We start from the raw sequence: 18,780 nt of genomic DNA on the forward strand, positions 1-18,780 counted from the left end.
TGAAGAGATTGTTCAAATTTAACGATGAAAAAGGCCAATTGAAGTGTTCTTTTTGCGGCAAGACACAAGACCAGGTTCGCAAGCTGGTAGCCGGACCCGGCGTCTACATCTGCGACGAGTGCATCGAGCTTTGCAACGAAATCGTCGAGGAGGAACTTGGCGAAGAGCAGGAATTTGAGCTGAAGGATGTTCCGAAACCGCATGAGATTCGGGAAATCCTTGACCAATACGTGATTGGCCAGGAAATGGCGAAAAAATCGCTGGCGGTGGCCGTTTACAATCACTACAAGCGGATCAATACCAACCAGAAGAACACGGATGATGTCGAGTTGTCAAAAAGCAACATTCTGCTGATCGGCCCGACAGGCAGCGGGAAAACCCTATTGGCGCAAACTCTGGCCCGCATTCTGAATGTGCCGTTTGCCATCGCCGATGCCACATCGCTTACGGAAGCCGGGTATGTCGGAGAGGATGTTGAGAACATCCTGCTCAAGCTGATTCAGGCGGCTGACTATGACGTGGAAAAAGCGGAAAAAGGCATCATCTACATCGACGAAATCGACAAAATCGCCCGGAAGTCTGAAAATCCGTCGATCACCCGCGATGTGTCGGGCGAGGGTGTACAACAAGCCTTGTTAAAGATCCTGGAAGGAACCGTGGCGAGCGTTCCTCCGCAAGGCGGGCGCAAACATCCGCATCAGGAATTTATCCAAATCGACACGAGCAACATCCTCTTCATCTGCGGCGGGGCGTTCGACGGTATGGAGCAGATCATCAAACGGCGTCTGGGCAAAAAGGTCATCGGTTTTTCAACCGCCGAGGAGAGACTTGCCGACGAACAAAAAACGGGGACATATCTGTCCAAGGTTTTACCGGAAGATTTGCTGAAATTCGGTTTGATTCCGGAATTTGTCGGTCGTCTTCCGGTAATCACCACACTGGAAGCGCTCGATGAGCAAGCGCTGGTTCAGATCCTTACCCAGCCAAAGAATGCATTGGTGAAGCAATATCAGAAGTTGATGGAAATGGACGACATCCATCTGGAGTTTACGGAAGAAGCGCTGCAGGAAATCGCCAAGGAGGCGATCAAGCGCAACACGGGTGCACGCGGGCTGCGTGCCATTATCGAGAACATCATGCTGGATGTGATGTACGACGTGCCGTCCCGGGCAGATATCACCAAAGTCGTGGTCACCCGGGAAACGGTTGTCCAAAAGGAACCGCCGGTGATTGTCACATCGGAAAACCGCAAGAAAAAGAAAAAGGAAGAAACCGCATAACCTGAAGCGATTTGAAGGCAGGAGCGCCTGATCTCTCCTGCCTTCGTTTATTTTTACCTGCGTTGGGCATACTAGTTCCCAGAATCTTTCGGACAAAGGGGGGAGTTGGAATGAACGTGATGACGATTGTAAGTCTGATCCAGGTCTTTTTTGCGGTGGTGATCGGACTTTATTTTTGGAATTTGCTGAAATCACAGCAGAACAATCGCTCCGCGGTGGAACGGGAGTCGAAAAAAGAACTGGAGAGACTCCGCAAATTACGTGCCATCTCCTTAACCGAGCCGCTGGCGGAAAAAACCCGTCCGGCCTCGCTTGCCGATATCGTCGGTCAACAAGAAGGCCTGCGTGCCTTGCGGGCCGCGCTCTGCGGGCCGAATCCGCAGCATGTTATCATCTACGGACCGCCCGGAGTGGGCAAAACGGCAGCCGCTCGTGTAATCCTGGAAGAGGCAAAGAAGAATCCCTTGTCGCCGTTCACCAGCGAATCGAAGTTTGTGGAATTGGACGCAACAACTGCCAGGTTTGACGAACGGGGAATTGCCGACCCGCTGATCGGTTCCGTCCATGATCCGATCTACCAGGGGGCCGGCGCGATGGGAATGGCGGGAATCCCCCAGCCCAAGGCGGGAGCGGTGACGAAAGCGCATGGCGGAATGCTTTTCGTCGACGAGATTGGGGAGCTTCATCCGATTCAGATGAACAAACTGTTGAAAGTGCTGGAGGACCGGAAGGTTTTTTTGGAAAGCGCCTATTACAGTTCCGAGGACACAAACATTCCGACTCACATTCACGATATTTTCCAAAATGGGCTGCCGGCCGATTTTCGTCTGGTAGGTGCCACCACCCGTACCCCGCATGAGATACCGCCGGCCATCCGGTCCCGCTGTGTGGAAATTTTTTTCCGCGCTTTGACGCCGGAAGAGATTGGCACCATCGTTCGCAAAGCCGCCCAAAAGATCCGGTTCCCGATTGAAGAGACGGCTGTTGATGTCATTAAGCGCTATGCGACCAACGGTCGGGAAGCGGTCAATGTGGTGCAAATTTCAGCCGGCATCGCATTGTCGGAAAATCGCAACTCGATCATAACCGAAGATGTCGAATGGGTCATCCATTCTTCGCAGATCTCACCGCGCCCCGAAAAACGGGTGCCTTCCCAACCGCAGGTCGGATTTGTCAACGGCCTTGCCGTTTACGGTCCGAATATGGGGATGCTGTTGGAGGTGGAAGTCACGGCGCAAGCGGCGAAGGAACCGGGAAAAGGGCGCCTTACCATCACCGGTGTGGTGGAAGAGGAAGAGATGGGCGGCGGTCAACGGGTCATGAAACGGAAAAGCATGGCGCGGGGGTCGATTGAGAATGTGATGACTGCGCTGCAAAGAACGATGGAAGTGAATCCGTTTGACTATGACATTCATGTGAATTTTCCGGGCGGGACGCCGATTGACGGCCCTTCGGCCGGAATTACGATGGCCACCGCAATCTATTCGGCCATCAAAGGGATTCCGGTGGACAACTGCATCGCCATGACGGGAGAAGTATCCATCAGGGGCTATGTGAAGCCAGTCGGCGGGGTTGTTGCCAAAGTGGAGGCCGCACGCGAAGCGGGTGCGACCCGGGTTTTGATTCCGCGGGACAACTGGCAGGGAATTTTCCGCTCGTTTGTGGGCATTCAGGTGATACCGGTTGACCGCATCGAGCAGGCCATCAAGCTGGCTTTGACTGCACAGGAAAGCGCGGAGCCGGTTCCGGTTGTCACTCCTGCCGCCGGCATCCTGGCCGCATCGCCCTCGGTTCAGTCAGTCCGGCAGCCCAGTTGAAGACTTCCGGATTGCCTCGCAGGCAAGGAACCTGTTTCGGAACCAGTCCGCTTTCTTGGAAATCGGCAGGCTCAAAAGGGGAATGCAGGGAGGTCGCTCCCTGCTTTTTTGGTTGCTTCCGCTCATTGCAATCTTGAAGAAAAATAAGGTACAATGATTTTCATAACTTTTGATCTTCGATTTGCACGAACCTGTGGAGGTGAGTCCAATGACGACCAGTCCCACTTCAAGACGAAATTTGCCGCTGTTGCCGCTCCGCGGGCTGCTGGTATATCCCACTATGGTGCTTCACCTTGACGTTGGCCGTGAAAAATCGGTCCGTGCCTTGGAAAAGGCGATGGTTCACGATAATCTGATCGTGCTGGCTTCGCAGACGGAAACCAACATCGACGACCCGGAACCGGACGACATTTTCCGGATGGGAACGGTCGCCCGGGTCAAGCAGATGCTGAAGCTGCCCAACGGCACGATCCGGGTGCTGGTCGAGGGTTTGTCACGCGCCAAAGTCCTGGAATACACGGAAACCGACGACCATTACGAAGTCGAGGTTTATGAGATTGACGAGCATCAGGACACCGATCCGGAAGTGGAAGCGCTGATGCGTGCCGTTTTGCAGCAGTTTGAGCAGTACATAAAGCTCTCCAAAAAAGTCAGCCAGGAAACGATTGCCGTTGTCACCGACATTGAGGAACCAGGGCGCCTGGCCGATGCCATCGCTTCCCATCTGACTCTCAAGCTCAAAGACAAACAGGCGATTCTTGAAGCGATCGATGTCAAGACGCGCCTGGAGACTTTGTTGCGGATCCTGTCGGACGAACGCGAGGTCATGGAATTGGAACGCAGGATTCATCAACGCGTCCGCAAACAGATGGAGAAAACGCAAAAAGAGTATTATTTGCGGGAACAAATGAAGGCGATTCAAAAAGAACTCGGCGAAAAGGAAGGCCGGCAGGCGGAGGCGGACGAACTCCGGGAAAAGCTCGCAAAGCTGACTTTGCCGCAAGCGGTGCTGGAGAAGGTGGAAAAAGAAATTGACCGCCTGGAGAAGATGCCTCCCACTTCCGCGGAAGGGTCGGTGGTCCGCACGTATATCGATTGGGTTTTGTCGTTGCCGTGGACGGAGGAAACGACGGACGACATCGACATTGTGAAAGCCGAAAAAATCCTCAACGACGAGCATTACGGTCTTGAGAAAGTGAAAGAGCGGATTTTGGAATATCTTGCCGTCCAAAAACTCGTCAAAAAATTGCGGGGGCCGATTCTCTGCCTGGTGGGACCGCCGGGAGTCGGAAAAACGTCGCTGGCCAGATCCATCGCCAATTCGCTCAACCGCAAATTCGTCCGCGTCTCTCTTGGGGGCGTGCGGGACGAAGCGGAGATCCGCGGTCACCGGCGAACTTATATCGGAGCTTTGCCGGGGCGGATCATTCAGGGAATGAAAACGGCGGGAACGGTCAATCCCGTGTTTTTGCTGGATGAAATCGACAAGATGGCGCACGATTTCCGCGGCGATCCCGCTTCCGCCATGCTGGAAGTGCTGGACCCGGAACAGAACCACATGTTCAGCGATCATTACATTGAGATTCCTTACGATTTGTCAAAAGTGATGTTCATTTGCACCGCCAACGTGGCGCACAATATTCCACGCCCCTTGCTCGACCGGATGGAAATGATCCACATTCCGGGCTACACGGAACTCGAGAAACTTTACATCGTAAAGAACCACTTGCTGCCGAAACAGTTGGAGGCGCACGGATTAACCAAGGAAAAATTGGGTCTGTCGGACGAGACGATTCAGAAGGTGATTCGCGAATATACCCGCGAATCGGGAGTCCGCAACCTGGAGCGACAGATCGGGTCGCTCTGCCGCAAGGCTGCCAAGCGGATCGTAGCCGGCGAGAAAAAGCGGGTGATCATTTCGCCCCGCAATCTTGACAAATATCTGGGAGCGCCCAAATTCCGTTTCGGGATCGCGGAACAGGAAGACCAGGTCGGAGTGGTCACCGGGCTTGCCTGGACGGAAACGGGCGGCGACACTTTGTCGATCGAAGTCGCGATCGCGCCCGGCAAGGGCAAGCTGTTGCTGACCGGGCAGCTTGGCGATGTGATGAAAGAGAGCGCGCAGGCCGCGTTCAGCTATATCCGGTCGCGGGCGGAAGAACTGAAGATTCCGGCCGATTTTCACGAGAAAAACGACATTCACATTCATGTGCCGGAAGGTGCCATCCCGAAGGACGGGCCCTCCGCCGGCATTTCGATGGCAACCGCGCTGGTCTCCGCCTTGACGGGGATACCGGTGTCGAGGGAAGTGGCGATGACCGGTGAAATCACGCTACGCGGCCGTGTGCTGCCGATCGGGGGCGTCAAAGAGAAGTGTTTGTCCGCCCATCGCGCGGGGATCAAGAAAGTGCTGTTGCCGAAGGAGAACGGCAAGGACCTCGACGAAATCCCGGAAAGCGTCCGCAAGGAATTGAAAATCGTGCTGGTCGAACATCTGGATCAGGTGCTGAAAGAGGCGTTGGTGCGGGCATGAATGTGCATTCGTCCGAGTTTGTCATATCGGCCGTCGGGCCGAAGCAATATCCGGAAGGCAACCAGCCGGAGGTCGCTTTGGCCGGCCGTTCCAATGTCGGCAAGTCATCCCTGATCAACCGAATGATCAACCGCAAAAATCTGGCGCGAACGTCATCAAAACCGGGGAAAACGCAAACGTTAAATTTTTACCATATCAATAAGCGGTTTTACTTTGTCGACCTGCCGGGCTACGGGTTTGCGCAGGTTCCGAAAGCGTTGAAGGAACAATGGGGCAAGTTTATCGAACAGTATTTGTCCACACGGGAGCAACTGAAAGTCGTACTGCAGCTGGTGGACCTCCGGCACCCGCCGACCAAAGAGGATGTCATCATGTTCGACTGGCTCGAACATTTTGGAATCCCCCGCATTGTCGTCATGACAAAAGCCGACAAGGTTTCGCGGGGGAACTGGCCGAAGCATCAGAAAATCATCCGTGAAGCGCTGCGGGTTCCGAAGGACGTTCCGGTGGTGCTGTTCTCGTCCGAGACGGGACTTGGAAAAGAGGAACTGTGGAGTTTGCTGGAACCGTATCTGCAAACGGATGCGGACTCCGAAGGGGAAGCCGGTGCGGCAACAAAACACCGTGCGGATCATTGATCCCGTTTGGAGAACAGCAAAATCAAGATTTTGAAAAAATCACTTTACTCCTTGTAAGTCTGCCAGCGTTTTTCAACGATGGCGACAGCCTGGTACATGAGCGTGGCGAGAATCGACACGAGCAGTAGGCTCATCATCACAAGGGTCAGGTTGAACACCTGGAAGCCGTAAATCATCAGGTAGCCGAGCCCCGATTTGGCGACAAGAAACTCGCCGACGATCACTCCGACCCAAGACAACCCGACATTGACTTTTAACGTGGAAAGAATGGCGGGACGGGCCGCCGGAAAAATCACTTTTTGAAAGACTTGCCGCCTTGTCGCGCCGAAGGTTTGCACCATTTTGATCATGTTGACGTCGACTTCCTGAAAAGCGGTGTATACGACAATTGTCGTGATGACGACGGAGATTGCCAGCGCCATCATCACGATCGACAGGTAGCCCTGCCCGAACGCCACGATAAAAATAGGGCCCAGCGCCACTTTCGGCATCGAGTTGAACACCACGATATACGGGTCGAGAACCCTGCCGAGAAAGGGCGACCACCAGATCAAAATCGCGATCAGCGTTCCGGTGAACGTTCCGATCAAAAACCCGGCGATCGTTTCCGACACGGTAATCCAGGAATGGTGCAAAAGGCTGCCGTCCCTGCTCATCTGCAGGAACAGGCTCCACACTTTTGACGGGTAGGAAAAAATGAACGGGTTGATCCAATTCTGGCGGGCGGCGATTTCCCATAGGGCAAGCAATGCGGCGAGCAGGCCCCACTGGGCGGCTGACACCTTGAGCTTCAGCAACCGATGTTGTTTCAGATATTCCGCATGTTCATTCTTCATTTTGCAAGTCCCCCCACAACCGGCGGAAAAGCTGGTGAAATTCCGGATGTTCACGCGCTTCCAGCGGCGACAGGGCGCGGATTTCGGGCGGCACGTCGACAACGCTTTTCAAGCGGCCGGGACGTCCCGTCAAGACCAGCACACGGTCGCACATTGCAATCGCTTCCCCCAGGTCGTGGGTGACCAGTACGGAAGTGATTTTGTGCTTTTGGAGCGTCCGCGAGATCAAATCCTCCAACTGCAGTTTGATCTGGTAATCCAATGCGGAGAACGGTTCGTCCAGCAGCAGGAGCTTGGGGCCCACGGCCAGCGTGCGGACGAGCGCCGCCCGTTGCCGCATGCCTCCTGACAGTTGGTGGGGGTATTTTTTCTCGGTGCCCGCCAGCCCCATTTCGTACAGCAAGCTTTTGGCGTATTCGATTCGTTTGTCCTCTTTCTGCCTGCGGATTTCCAATCCGATGCACACGTTGTCAAGAATGGTGCGCCACGGGAGCAGGTAATCCTGTTGCAGCATGTATCCGATCGCCGGAGACGGTTCCGTGACCGGTTCGCCGAACAACCGCACCTCTCCCGAGGTGGGGGAAAAAAGCCCGGCGAGCATCGACAGCAAGGTGCTTTTGCCGCAGCCGCTGGGTCCGACGATTCCGGCAAACTCGCCTTCCCCGATGGCGCAGGTAAATTCTTCGACCGCGACGGTTTCGCCCGACAAAGACAAGTATTTCTTTGTGACATTGTCAAAAGCGATCGCTGCCGTCATCGCGTTTCCCTCCTGTTTGATGGGCTCATACAGAATATGAAAAAGCCCGGAAAAGGGTGTATAAAACGGCGTCGAACGGGAGAGGATACCAGTGAAACCCATATTTCTCCTCTCCTTTTTTGGGCCTTCGCGAGAAGGTCCTTTTTTTGTGTGCGGTTTTCTGTCGGTGTTAAGGCGGATTGTTCTTGCGGAACATTAAAAAGGGTATACATTCTTCACTCCACTCGTCCACCGACCTGTATACGACACGCAAATTAGCCGACTTGCTTTTAATCTTCATCAGCCCTGCTAGTTCCCGATGTAGCGGAATCCCGTTCCCTACCGGCCGCAGCCTTTACGATGGGTAGTATCCTTTTTTTCGCGCTGTTCCCGCAGACAAAAGCGCATTCGCAAAGGTTTATTGTACGGAACAAATTTGGTACAATATTTTAGCGAACGCTTCAAGCGAAACGAATACTACAAAAAATAAAAGGAATGCAGCGGCAAAAATGAAACTTCAGCAACCATTGATCCGATTGTCCGTTTTGATTTCCACACTGGCATTGTCCGCTTGCGGGGCCGATCGCACCCCTCCGCAGGGGTCCGTTCTTCCGCAGAAGCTGACGATCGATTTTGCGACAAATCCGTCCGAGATTCGTGCTGGTACAAAAGCGCAGTTGATCGCCCGCGTCTCCAGGGCCAATCAACCGGTGCAGGACGCGGTCGTCGAGATGGAGATGTGGCGCGAGGGCGAAACGAAACATGAAACGGTCAAAGCGGCACCGGACGGCAAAGGGGCTTATAAGGTCAACAAGACGTTTGCCGAGGCGGGAACGTATCATGTCACCCTGCACACGACCACAAGCGAGATTCACCAAATGCCGACGGTCGATTTTCAGGTCAAGCCGTAATGGGCGTAAAAATTGATTTTCCCCCACGCTTCCTGTATGATGAAGTGTGGTTTTTCTTTCTGAACGTAACTTTGGCGGGTTTTCGGGGGGATTGCGCATGAAATGGACGGAAGTGACAGTTTGGACGAGCCACGAGGCGAGCGAAGCGGTATCGGAACTGCTGACCCGGCTTGGGGCTGCCGGCGTGGCGATCGAGGATCCGAACGACTTGGAACACGTCCGCAACAACCCCTACGGGAACTGGTACGAAGTGGCGGATGACCTGCTTCCGGCGGAAGGAGCACGCGTGTCCGCCTATTTTCCGGAGTTGGTCGACACGGGTTCATTCGTGGAAACGATCAAAAACGAGCTGGCCGCTTTTGCCGGTTACGGTCTCGACCCCGGGCGCGGGGAGATTGAGACGCGGGAAGTCGACGAAGAAGACTGGGCGAACGCCTGGAAGCAATTTTTCAAGCCGGTGCGGGTGACCGGCCGGCTGACGATCAAACCGACCTGGGAATCCTACGAGCCGGGCCCCGGCGAGGAGATCATCGAACTCGATCCCGGCATGGCGTTTGGCACGGGCACCCATCCGACGACGGTGCTTTGCCTTCGCATGCTGGAAAAATGGCTCCCTGCCAGTGCGCGGGTCGCCGACGTGGGAACCGGAACCGCCGTGTTGGCGATCGCCTGCGCCAAATTGGGCGCCGAGCGGGTGTTGGCGCTGGATCTGGACCCGGTTGCCGTCAAAGTGGCCCGGGGAAATGTGGCACAAAACGGTGTGGAAGACCGGGTAAGCGTTCGGGCCAACGATTTGCTGAACGGCGTGGAGGGGCCGTTTTCGGTGGTTGTCGCCAATATTCTGGCCGAAATCGTGGTCCGCATGATACCGGACGCGTACCGGGTTTTAGAAGAAAACGGCGTCTTCATCGCATCCGGCATCATCAAGGAAAAGGCGGAATGGGTGGCTTCCGAACTTGCGCGGCACGGATTTGCCGTCAGGGAATCGCTGATCGAGCAGGATTGGACGGTGCTGGTCGCCGAAAAACCGGGCAAATAGGCGGGAGGTTCCGTATGTCATGCAACGGTATTTTGTTTCTCCGCAAGCGATCCAAGGCGGACGGATCCGGATCATGGGCGAAGACGTCAAGCACATGACCCGCGTCATGCGTTTCCGGCCGGGTGACGAGGTGATCTGCGCAAACGGCCAGGGCGAGTCCTACCGCGTTCGTTTGACGGAGTTCGGTCCCGATCAGATCCTCGCGGAAATCGTCGAGCCGCTTGCCGAAAAAGTGGAACCGGAGGTAAAACTTACGCTGGTTCAAGGGCTGCCGAAAGGTGATAAAATGGATCTGATTGTGCAAAAAGGGACCGAGGTCGGAATCAGCCGCTTCGTTCCCGTCGCAACGACCCGCACAGTCGTTGAATATGACGCGAAGAAGGAAAGCAAACGGCGGGAGCGCTGGCAGCGCATTGCGAAGGAAGCAGCCGAACAGGCGCACCGCCTTGTCATACCGGAGATTGGAAAAATTGTCCCCTTTGCGCAATGGCTGGAGCGGGAAGCCGGTTCGTTCGATCTGGTCCTGCTCGCTTATGAAGGCGAATCGGAACGCGGTCTGCGCCAGGTGCTGGGTGAGATTGCCGCGGAGAGCGGTTTTGCGGACCGTGTGCCCCCGTCGGTTGCGATCGTAATCGGGCCGGAAGGGGGACTCGACGAACGGGAAGTCCGCCTTGCCGCGGAAAAAGGGGCCCATACGATTACGCTGGGACCCCGTATCTTAAGAACGGAAACGGCGGGGCCGGTGGCCGCCGCACTGATTTTCTACCACTTTGGACAGATGGGAGGGTGAGACCATGTCGACAGTGGCTTTTCACACATTGGGCTGCAAGGTCAATTCGTACGATACGGAAGCGATCTGGAATCTGTTCAGGCAGCGCGGATATACCCAGGTCGATTTTCACGATATTGCGGATGTGTATGTGATCAACACCTGCACCGTGACCGACACCGGCGACAAAAAGTCGCGGCAGATGATCCGCCGCGCCATCCGCCGCAGCAAAGACGCGACCGTGGTCGTAACCGGCTGCTACGCTCAAATGGCGCCGGACGAGATTCTCGCCATCCCGGGCGTCGATCTCGTCATCGGGACGCAGCACCGGGACCGGATTGTCGATCTTGTCGAGAAGGTGCAGGCCGAGAAGAAACCGGTCAGGTTTGTGTCTTCTGTCCGCTCCCAGCGGGAATTTGAGGAACTGGACGTGCCGGAATTTCAGGGGCACACCCGCGCCTTCCTGAAGATCCAGGAAGGCTGCAACAACTTCTGCACATTTTGTATCATCCCGTATTCCCGCGGGTTCATTCGCAGCCGGAAACCTGAAAACGTCATCCAACAGGCGAACAAACTGGTGGCGGCGGGATACCATGAAATCGTGCTGTCGGGCATCCACACGGGCGGTTACGGCGACGATCTGGACGGATACACCCTGGCCGATTTGCTCGTCGATCTGGAAAAAGTGGAAGGGCTCCGGCGGATTCGCATCTCATCCATCGAAGCGAGCGAAATCGACGGGAAAATGCTGGATGTGCTGACCCGTTCCGAAAAGGTCTGCCGCCATCTGCACATTCCTTTGCAATCGGGCTCCAACTATGTGTTGGATCGGATGAACCGGAAATATACGGCGGAAGAGTTTGCGGCCAAATTGGCCGAGCTCCGCAAAGCGCTGCCGGATCTTGCGGTCACAAGCGACGTGATCGTCGGATTCCCGGGCGAGTCTGACGCCCATTTTGCGGAGACGTACGATTTCATCAAAGGCCAGAAGTTTGCCGACCTGCACGTCTTCCCTTATTCCCGACGGAAAGGAACGCCTGCCGCGAAATACAGGGATCAGGTGCCGGAAGCGGTCAAGGAGGCCCGCGTCGCAAAGCTGATCGGGTTGGCGAAGGAATTGCAGGTGCAGTACGCGAACCGGTTTGCAGGCCAAACGCTGGAAGTGATCCCGGAAGACATCAACGCGGAAGGCCTGCTTGAAGGATATTCCGACAACTATATCAAGATCGCGTTCCACGGTCACCCGGACATGCTGGGACAAATCGTCGCCGTGCGCCTGGACGAGGCGAAAGCGGATGTTTCAAAAGGAACCTTCGTCGGGCAGTTGACGTTTAAACCCGCAGGGGGGGCGGAAGCCGCAATGCCGGGGCTGATTCAGCTCGATGGGGTGCAAGCGTGAGTTCCTTTGAACTCGCGCTTTTTTCATCTATAATGGCGGTACGGGGGTGGCAGGATGAAAGAGTACTCGGCTGGCGGAGTCGTGTTTCGCAAGGTCGCCGACCGGACGGAAGTCCTTTTGATCCATGACCGGTTCGGCAGAATGACGTTGCCGAAAGGACACCTGGAGGAAGGGGAAACCGAAACGGAAGCCGCCGTGCGGGAAGTGCGGGAAGAAACCGGCATCGAGGCGCGGATCGTCGGCGATCCGCTCGGCGTCATCTCGTATCAATTCGAGTCGCACGACAAAGGGTTGGTTACGAAACAGGTCACCTATTTTTTGATGGAGGCCGTTTCGGGGGAAACAAAGGCGCAGTTGGAAGAAATCCGGGACGCGTTCTGGTATCCGCTGGAACGGGTGGCGGACATTCATGCGGAACGGGGCTATGAGAATAATCAGGCGATACTCGAGCGAGCGGTCAAAAGATTGGGATTGCAGGATAGAGGGTGTAAGTTTGAATCGCAAGATGGAGAGGAGACCGGCCATGAAACAGAGTATTGAAGCGGTCCGCGCCGGCCTGGAACCGGTCATCGGCGCCCTGGCGGTCGAAGAAGGGCCATTTGTTCCCGTTTCAGGGAAAAAATTGGCTTCCTGCATCGACCATACCCTGCTGAAACCGGAAGCCGTTCCGGATCAAGTGCGGAACCTTTGCGCCGAAGCGAGAAAGTTTGGCTTTGCGTCCGTATGCGTAAATCCGGTGTACGTGTCGCTTGCGGCTTCCGAATTGGCCGGAACCGGCGTGAAAGTTTGCACGGTGATCGGGTTTCCGCTTGGGGCCGCCACTTCGGAGACAAAAGCGTTTGAAACGGAGAACGCGCTGCAAAACGGGGCGGCCGAAGTGGACATGGTGATTCCGGTAGGCCTGCTGAAAGCGGGAGACTACCGGGGAGTGGCGGAAGATATCCGGGCTGTCGTCCGTGCAGCGAAGGGACGGGCGATCGTGAAAGTGATTCTCGAGACATCGCTCCTGACAGACGAGGAAAAGATCGCGGCGTGTCTGCTTGCCAAACACGCGGGGGCGGATTATGTAAAGACCTCGACGGGATTCGGAAACGGCGGCGCGACAAAGGAGGATGTCGCGTTGATGCGGGCCGCTGTCGGGCCGCGGATGGGGGTCAAAGCGTCCGGCGGCATACGCACGCGGTCGGATGCGCTGGCGATGCTGGCGGCGGGCGCCACGCGAATCGGGGCCAGCGCGTCGGTTGCGATTATGCAGAGCCGGCCGGTGTCCGGAGCGGGCTGCTGAAATTTTTCATACATATCTTCGGCCGTGGCGGCCCCTATTTTTGACCATGCCGGGAAAGTCGTCGCGGGTCTCAGCATCGCCGGTCCGGAGAGCCGGTTCCGGGAAGAGCGTCTGCCGGTTTTGATCGATCCGATTTTTTGATTGAAAAGGTAAAGTCCGCGGCGGAAAAATTTCGCGATAACCCGGATGGACAGGGATGTACGGGAGGTGAGAGGGTGCCGAGCGTTTCGTCCGTCGATTTGATGCCGCTTGGAGATACCGCTGTCGTCGTTCAATTCGGTCGAACCATCAATCCCGAAACGCACCGTAAAGTGAAAACCTTGGCGACATACCTGGACCGGTACCCGTTCTTCGGAATGGTTGAATCTATTCCCGCTTTTACGACCGTTACGGTGTTTTATGATCCCCTACGGTTGGATTACCAAGCCGTGTGCCGCAAACTGGAACAAATTGTTGCCGAACTGGGAGACGCGGCCGATTCCCGGTCGAGGATCGTCGAGATTCCCGTCTGTTACGGCGGGGAACTCGGTCCGGACCTCAAATTTGTCGCCGATCATAACGGACTTACGCCTGACGAAGTGATTGCGATCCATTCCGGCGGCGAGTACCTGGTGTACATGATCGGGTTTGCGCCGGGTTTTCCCTATCTTGGCGGCCTGTCGGACAAGATTGCGGCGCCGCGCCGTCCGTCGCCGCGGCTCGCGATTCCGGCGGGCTCGGTGGGAATTGCCGGCATGCAGACTGGAGTGTATCCGATCGAAACGCCGGGTGGCTGGCAACTGATCGGACGCACGCCGCTGGCCCTGTTTCGGCCGAACGAAGATCCGCCGAGTTTGCTGCAAGCCGGCGATATCGTGCGGTTTCGCCCGATCTCCCGCGAGGAATTTGATGCGTGGCAGGAGGGGGCACGATGAGCATCAGGGTGATTCGTTCCGGGTTGCTCACTTCGGTACAGGATCTTGGCAGATACGGGCTGCAAAAACACGGGGTGATTGTAAGCGGTGCCATGGATTCCTTCGCGCTGCGGGTCGCGAATCTGTTGGTCGGCAACGAGGAAGGGGAAGGCGCTCTTGAAATCACAATGCTCGGACCGGCGCTTTTGTTTGAGGAAAATTCGCTGATTTCCGTCTGCGGCGGCAACTTGTCCCCGACAATCGACGGTCGTCCCGTCCCCGGGTGGCGGCCGGTATATGTGAAACGGGGCAGCGTTCTGCAATTCGGAGCGCCTTTGAGCGGATGCCGCGCTTATCTGGCGGTGGCCGGCGGGTTTGACGTCCCGGTGGTGATGGGCAGCCGGAGCACCTATTTGCGCGCCGGAATCGGCGGCTTTCAAGGGCGGGATTTGCGGGAAGGCGACGTCTTGCCGGTACGACCTCCTTCCGAATGGGCGGTACGGAGAATGAACGAGCTTGCCGCGACGGCCGGTTCCCATTCATTTGTTGCGAGCGACTGGGGCGTAAGCCGCGAGATCTTTCCGGCTTACGGGAAAAATCCGGTGCTGCGCGTGGTGCGGGGAGGGCAGTTTGACCGGTTTGCCCCGGACAGCAGGGAGCGGTTTTTCAACAGCGAGTTTCTGGTGACGCCGCAATCGGACCGGATGGGGTATCGCCTGGCGGGACCGCGTCTGAGCTTGTCGAAACGGGAAGAACTCGTCTCGGAGGCAGTGTCGGCCGGAACCGTGCAGGTGCCTTCGGAGGGAAACCCGATCGTGCTGTTGGCGGACAGGCAGACGACGGGCGGTTATCCGAAGATCGCCCAAGTCATCACCGTGGATCTGCCGGTGATTGCCCAGGTCAAACCGGGCGAGAAAATCCGTTTCCAAGAGATCCCGCTTGACGCCGCCCAAGAGCTCTATGTGCTGCGCGAGATGGAGCTTCGCCTGTTGAAACTAGGCATCGCAACGAAACGCTAGTTAAGGGGGGAAGCGATGTTTCGTATCGATTTGAACTGCGATATGGGAGAAAGTTTCGGCACCTACAAGATGGGGACCGACGAGGAAATTCTCGGCTTCGTCACGTCGGCCAACATCGCCTGCGGGTTTCACGCGGGTGACCCGGCTGTGATGCGAAAGACGGTCAGCCTGGCGTTGAAAAAAGGGGTGGCCGTTGGAGCCCATCCCGGGTTGCCCGACCTGGTCGGTTTCGGCCGCCGTAACATGGACATTTCTCCGCAGGAAGCGCATGACATGGTGGTCTATCAGATTGGCGCTTTATACGGCTTTGTCAAAGCGGAAGGCGGTGCCATGCAGCATGTGAAACCGCACGGCGCCTTGTACAACATGGCGGCGAACAGCCCGGAGCTGGCGAAAGCGATCGCGGAAGCGGTCTACAAAGTCGATCCGGAACTGATTCTGTTCGGCCTGTCCGGCAGCGAACTGGTCAAAGCGGGTGAAGCGATCGGCCTGCGAACGGCGCATGAAGTGTTTGCCGACAGAACCTATCAACGGGATGGTTCCCTGACTCCGCGCCGTCAACCGGACGCATTGATTACGGATCATGACGAAGCCGTCCGGCAGGTCGTACGGATGATTCTTGAAGGAAAAGTGCTGTCCCGGCAAGGAGTCGATGTCGTTATCAAGGCGGATACGGTATGTATCCACGGCGACGGTCCCCATGCGTTGCAGTTCGCCCGCCGGATCCGGGAAGCCCTGGAGTCATCCGGGATTTTCGTGCAGGCGGTTGGACACACAACATAACAAACGGGCACAATTGAAAATCGGTTCCGGAGGCGTTAAAATACCTGTATGGGTATATAAAAACGCGAAAGGAGGCCAGAACCATGCCCTATTTCGATTTTCGCTGCAGCCGGTGCAACCACGAGTTTGAGGAATTGGTCGCCTACTCAAAAAAGGATGAAGTCGCTTGTCCGAAATGCGGAAGCAAGGAAAAGCAGCAAATTTTCAAGCCGGGTACGGTGAAAGGGCCGGTCTCCGGATCGTCCGGTTCCGCTTGCGGCTCCGGCTCCGGTTTCTCCTGAGCGGGATGATGGGAACGGAAACAGGGTGTTTCCGGGATTTTCGACTCGGTCAACAAATTGAACAAAAGTCGGCCATGTCCCGGCCGCTGCCGCCAGTCGCCCGCCGATGGGGGGACGGCTGGCATTTTTACTGTCTTCTTTCCGGCAGCATCCATTCGATCAATGCGGCGAATGAGCCGGTAAACGGCCAGACCGCCAGGGAAGAGACGACGTTGAACAGTGTGTGGGAGGTGGCGACCTGAACCGGAAGCGACGGGCTGAACAGTTCCACGATCCGGGCAAAAGTGTTGAGGATCGGCAAGAACGCCAAAACCCCCGCCACATTCAGTACAACGTGCGCCGCCGCCACCCGTTTGGCGGGGAGCGGACTGCCGAGCGAGGCCAGTACGGCGGTGATGCACGTGCCGACATTGTTGCCGAGTACAATCGCGATGGCCCCCTGCAAATCGATCAGGTCTTGGGAGGCCATCGCAATCGTCAGGGCGGTGGTGGCTGTCGAGCTTTGCACAAGCGCGGTCAAACCGGCTCCTGCCAAAACGCCGAGAACCGGGCTTTGCGAAGCGGTTTGCAACACTTTGCGGAACCATTCCGTGCCGCCAAGCGGCGCCAGGGCGGCCGTCATCAGATTGAGGGCAAACAGTGTCGCGCCGAATCCGAATACCGCCAATCCCGCGTATCTCCTTTTCCCCGGCAGCCAGAACCACAAGAGCGCCCCCAGCGCGACGCAGGGCAGGATCAGGTCATCCGGGTTCCACGCGATGATTTGCGTGGTGACGGTCGTTCCGATGTTGGACCCGAGAATCACTCCCAGTGAATCGGCAAACGTCAGGGTGCCGGCTGCCACGAACCCGATTGTGACCACCGTAACGGCGGCCGAACTGTGCAGCAATGCGGAAACGACGGCTCCCGTCAGTAAACCTCGCGCCGGCGTTTTGACAAACCGCTTAAGGATTACGGGCAGTTTTTCCATCGCCATTTGTTCAAGCCCGTGCCGCATTCCCCGGATCCCGCACAGAAAACCGGCCAACCCGGCGGCGAGCAAGAGAATGGATGTATACATGCGGCGCCTCCGTAGGGTAGACTAAGCTTTAAGCAATTTTTACATATGTATGCGTGCGTGTCCTGAATCAGACATGCCGTTTTGTACATAAGTTGGAATCGTCTGCAAGGGGGACGGATCGTGGCAAAGGTAGTTTTGAAACGCAACCGGAAAAAAAGGCTGGAGCAGGGGCACCCCTGGGTGTACCAAAGCGAAATCGACCGTGTTGAAGGCAGTCATGAGCCGGGTGACATCGTGGAGATCGTCAACCACTCGGGACATTTTTTGGCGAAGGGCACGATCAATCCGAATTCGCAAATCGCGGTGCGGGTTTTGACTTATAATCCCGCCGAGGAGATCGACGACGCGTTTTTTGAGCGGCGCGTGCGGGACGCCTGGGAGTACCGCCAACGCATGCTGAAGGATACAAACGCATGCCGCGTCCTGTACGGGGAGGCTGATTTTTTGCCGGGAGTTGTCGTCGACAAGTTTGCGGACGTTCTGGTCATCCAGATCTTGTCGCTCGGGATGGAAGTCCGGCGGGGACAGCTTGTGCGGGCGCTGGTTCAAGTCTTGCGGCCGAAAGGAATCTATGAGCGAAGCGATGTCCCCGTCCGGGAACTGGAGGGGCTGGAACAGCGGACCGGTCTTGTGTGGGGGGAGGCGCTGCGGGAAGTGGAGATCGTGGAAAACGGGCTGCGCTATGTCGTCGATATCGTCGAAGGGCAGAAGACCGGATTTTTCTTCGACCAACGGGAGAATCGGGCGGCGATTGCGCCCCTGATGACCGGCTGGGGGGCACGCCGCGGCATTACTTTACAGCCAGTTGCGGAAAACGGAGAACCGCTTTCCCGCCTGGGAAAGGGCGCGGAAAACGCCCGTCCGCTGCTGGACGAGCAGGGAAAACCGGCGCTGAGACCCGTCGACAAACGAGGGAAAGTGATCAAAAATCCGTTCTGGGACGGGGCGGAAGTGCTGGAGTGTTTTTCCCACACCGGATCGTTTACGCTGAACGCCTGCAAACACGGTGCGAAGAAAGTCACCTGTCTGGACATTTCCGAGCACGCCATTGAGACGGCCAAACGCAATGTCACGAGAAACGGGTATTTGCACCGGGTGGATTTTGTGGTGGCCAACGCGTTCGATTATCTGCGGGAACAGGTGCAAAAAGGGAATTCCTGGGACGTGGTGATTCTCGATCCGCCGGCTTTTGCCAAGACGAAAGCGGCGGTGGAGGGAGCGTGCAGAGGCTATAAGGACATCAATCTGAACGGGATGAAGCTGGTGCGCGACGGCGGGTTTTTGGTGACCGCCAGCTGCTCTTACCATATGCGGCCCGAACTGTTCAGGGAAGTGATTCAGGATGCCGCTTTTGACGCCAAAAAGATTTTGCGGCTCGTGCACTGGAGCGGAGCGGGGAAGGATCACCCGGAAATTCTCGGGGTGGAAGAGGGACACTATCTGAAATTTGCGATTTTTGAAGTGCGGAGCCGCCGGTGACCGGTTTCCCTGTGTTTTGAAA

19 protein-coding genes are annotated in these 18,780 nt (G+C 56.5%); 16 read left to right on the plus strand and 3 right to left on the minus strand.

Annotated elements, in window-relative coordinates; all coding sequences use genetic code 11:
• Positions 1-8: 8 nt before the first annotated feature.
• The 4 genes from clpX to yihA all read left to right on the plus strand — a co-directional run bounded on the left by clpX (position 9) and on the right by yihA (position 6,268).
• The gene (gene clpX / locus AC4ED1_RS05500) at positions 9-1,280 is read left to right on the plus strand and encodes an ATP-dependent protease ATP-binding subunit ClpX (RefSeq protein WP_490936487.1); all 1,272 of its coding nucleotides are present in this window, start codon (positions 9-11) and stop codon (positions 1,278-1,280) included.
• 110 nt (positions 1,281-1,390) lie between these two features.
• Positions 1,391-3,097 carry an ATP-dependent protease LonB gene (lonB, locus tag AC4ED1_RS05505; protein ID WP_490936489.1) on the plus strand — a complete coding sequence of 569 codons (1,707 nt, stop codon included), beginning with the start codon at positions 1,391-1,393 and terminating at the stop codon, positions 3,095-3,097.
• Positions 3,098-3,305: 208 nt separating this feature from the next.
• Entirely contained in the window at positions 3,306-5,630 is a 2,325-nt protein-coding gene (lon, locus tag AC4ED1_RS05510) for an endopeptidase La (RefSeq protein WP_490936491.1), read from the plus strand.
• Positions 5,627-6,268, plus strand: coding sequence for a ribosome biogenesis GTP-binding protein YihA/YsxC (gene yihA / locus AC4ED1_RS05515; RefSeq protein ID WP_490936493.1), 642 nt, complete (start codon positions 5,627-5,629; stop codon positions 6,266-6,268). The genes lon and yihA overlap by 4 nt, the downstream gene beginning before the upstream one ends.
• Positions 6,269-6,312: 44 nt before the next feature.
• Here yihA and AC4ED1_RS05520 read toward each other — a convergent pair whose 3' ends face one another.
• Complete coding sequence (locus tag AC4ED1_RS05520) at positions 6,313-7,104, minus strand: ABC transporter permease (protein WP_490936495.1); 792 nt, start codon at positions 7,102-7,104, stop codon at positions 6,313-6,315.
• Complete coding sequence (locus tag AC4ED1_RS05525) at positions 7,094-7,861, minus strand: ABC transporter ATP-binding protein (protein ID WP_490936497.1); 768 nt, start codon at positions 7,859-7,861, stop codon at positions 7,094-7,096. Before AC4ED1_RS05525 ends, AC4ED1_RS05520 begins: the two co-directional genes overlap by 11 nt.
• A gap of 488 nt (positions 7,862-8,349) precedes the next feature.
• Here AC4ED1_RS05525 and AC4ED1_RS05530 point away from each other — a divergent pair, with 488 nt between their 5' ends.
• The 11 genes from AC4ED1_RS05530 (at position 8,350) to AC4ED1_RS05580 (ending at position 16,219) form a co-directional block, all read left to right on the plus strand.
• Positions 8,350-8,751, plus strand: coding sequence for a FixH family protein (locus AC4ED1_RS05530; RefSeq protein WP_490936499.1), 402 nt, complete (start codon positions 8,350-8,352; stop codon positions 8,749-8,751).
• 97 nt (positions 8,752-8,848) lie between these two features.
• Positions 8,849-9,790: a 50S ribosomal protein L11 methyltransferase gene (gene prmA / locus AC4ED1_RS05535; protein WP_490936501.1), complete on the plus strand. Its 942-nt coding sequence runs from the start codon at positions 8,849-8,851 to the stop codon at positions 9,788-9,790.
• A 19-nt stretch (positions 9,791-9,809) separates the two neighbouring features.
• Positions 9,810-10,580 carry a 16S rRNA (uracil(1498)-N(3))-methyltransferase gene (locus tag AC4ED1_RS05540; protein ID WP_490936503.1) on the plus strand — a complete coding sequence of 257 codons (771 nt, stop codon included), beginning with the start codon at positions 9,810-9,812 and terminating at the stop codon, positions 10,578-10,580.
• A 4-nt stretch (positions 10,581-10,584) separates the two neighbouring features.
• Positions 10,585-11,958, plus strand: a complete 1,374-nt coding sequence (mtaB, locus tag AC4ED1_RS05545) for a tRNA (N(6)-L-threonylcarbamoyladenosine(37)-C(2))-methylthiotransferase MtaB (RefSeq protein WP_490936505.1) — start codon at positions 10,585-10,587, stop codon at positions 11,956-11,958.
• Positions 11,959-12,012: 54 nt separating this feature from the next.
• Positions 12,013-12,498, plus strand: a complete 486-nt coding sequence (locus AC4ED1_RS05550; RefSeq protein ID WP_490936507.1) for an NUDIX hydrolase — start codon at positions 12,013-12,015, stop codon at positions 12,496-12,498.
• Complete coding sequence (gene deoC / locus AC4ED1_RS05555; protein WP_490936509.1) at positions 12,482-13,243, plus strand: deoxyribose-phosphate aldolase; 762 nt, start codon at positions 12,482-12,484, stop codon at positions 13,241-13,243. Before AC4ED1_RS05550 ends, deoC begins: the two co-directional genes overlap by 17 nt.
• Positions 13,244-13,267: 24 nt before the next feature.
• Positions 13,268-13,384, plus strand: coding sequence for an IclR family transcriptional regulator domain-containing protein (locus AC4ED1_RS05560; RefSeq protein WP_490936511.1), 117 nt, complete (start codon positions 13,268-13,270; stop codon positions 13,382-13,384).
• Positions 13,385-13,485: 101 nt separating this feature from the next.
• Entirely contained in the window at positions 13,486-14,157 is a 672-nt protein-coding gene (gene pxpB, locus AC4ED1_RS05565) for a 5-oxoprolinase subunit PxpB (protein ID WP_490936555.1), read from the plus strand.
• Positions 14,154-15,155 (plus strand): 5-oxoprolinase subunit C family protein, encoded by a 1,002-nt coding sequence (locus AC4ED1_RS05570; RefSeq protein ID WP_490936513.1) that lies wholly within the window; start codon positions 14,154-14,156, stop codon positions 15,153-15,155. The genes pxpB and AC4ED1_RS05570 overlap by 4 nt, the downstream gene beginning before the upstream one ends.
• A gap of 15 nt (positions 15,156-15,170) precedes the next feature.
• Entirely contained in the window at positions 15,171-15,938 is a 768-nt protein-coding gene (locus tag AC4ED1_RS05575) for a LamB/YcsF family protein (protein ID WP_490936515.1), read from the plus strand.
• An 83-nt stretch (positions 15,939-16,021) separates the two neighbouring features.
• On the plus strand, positions 16,022-16,219 hold the full coding sequence (locus tag AC4ED1_RS05580) for an FmdB family zinc ribbon protein (RefSeq protein ID WP_490936517.1): 198 nt from the start codon (positions 16,022-16,024) through the stop codon (positions 16,217-16,219).
• 127 nt (positions 16,220-16,346) lie between these two features.
• On the opposite strand, the gene AC4ED1_RS05585 is transcribed toward AC4ED1_RS05580, so the two are convergent.
• The gene (locus AC4ED1_RS05585) at positions 16,347-17,279 is read right to left on the minus strand and encodes a Na/Pi cotransporter family protein (protein WP_490936519.1); all 933 of its coding nucleotides are present in this window, start codon (positions 17,277-17,279) and stop codon (positions 16,347-16,349) included.
• Between the two features lie 120 nt (positions 17,280-17,399).
• Between AC4ED1_RS05585 and AC4ED1_RS05590 the strand changes: the two genes are divergently transcribed.
• Entirely contained in the window at positions 17,400-18,758 is a 1,359-nt protein-coding gene (locus tag AC4ED1_RS05590) for a class I SAM-dependent rRNA methyltransferase (RefSeq protein ID WP_490936521.1), read from the plus strand.
• Positions 18,759-18,780 lie beyond the last annotated feature (22 nt).

This window comes from Effusibacillus sp. SKA8 (assembly GCF_058273125.1).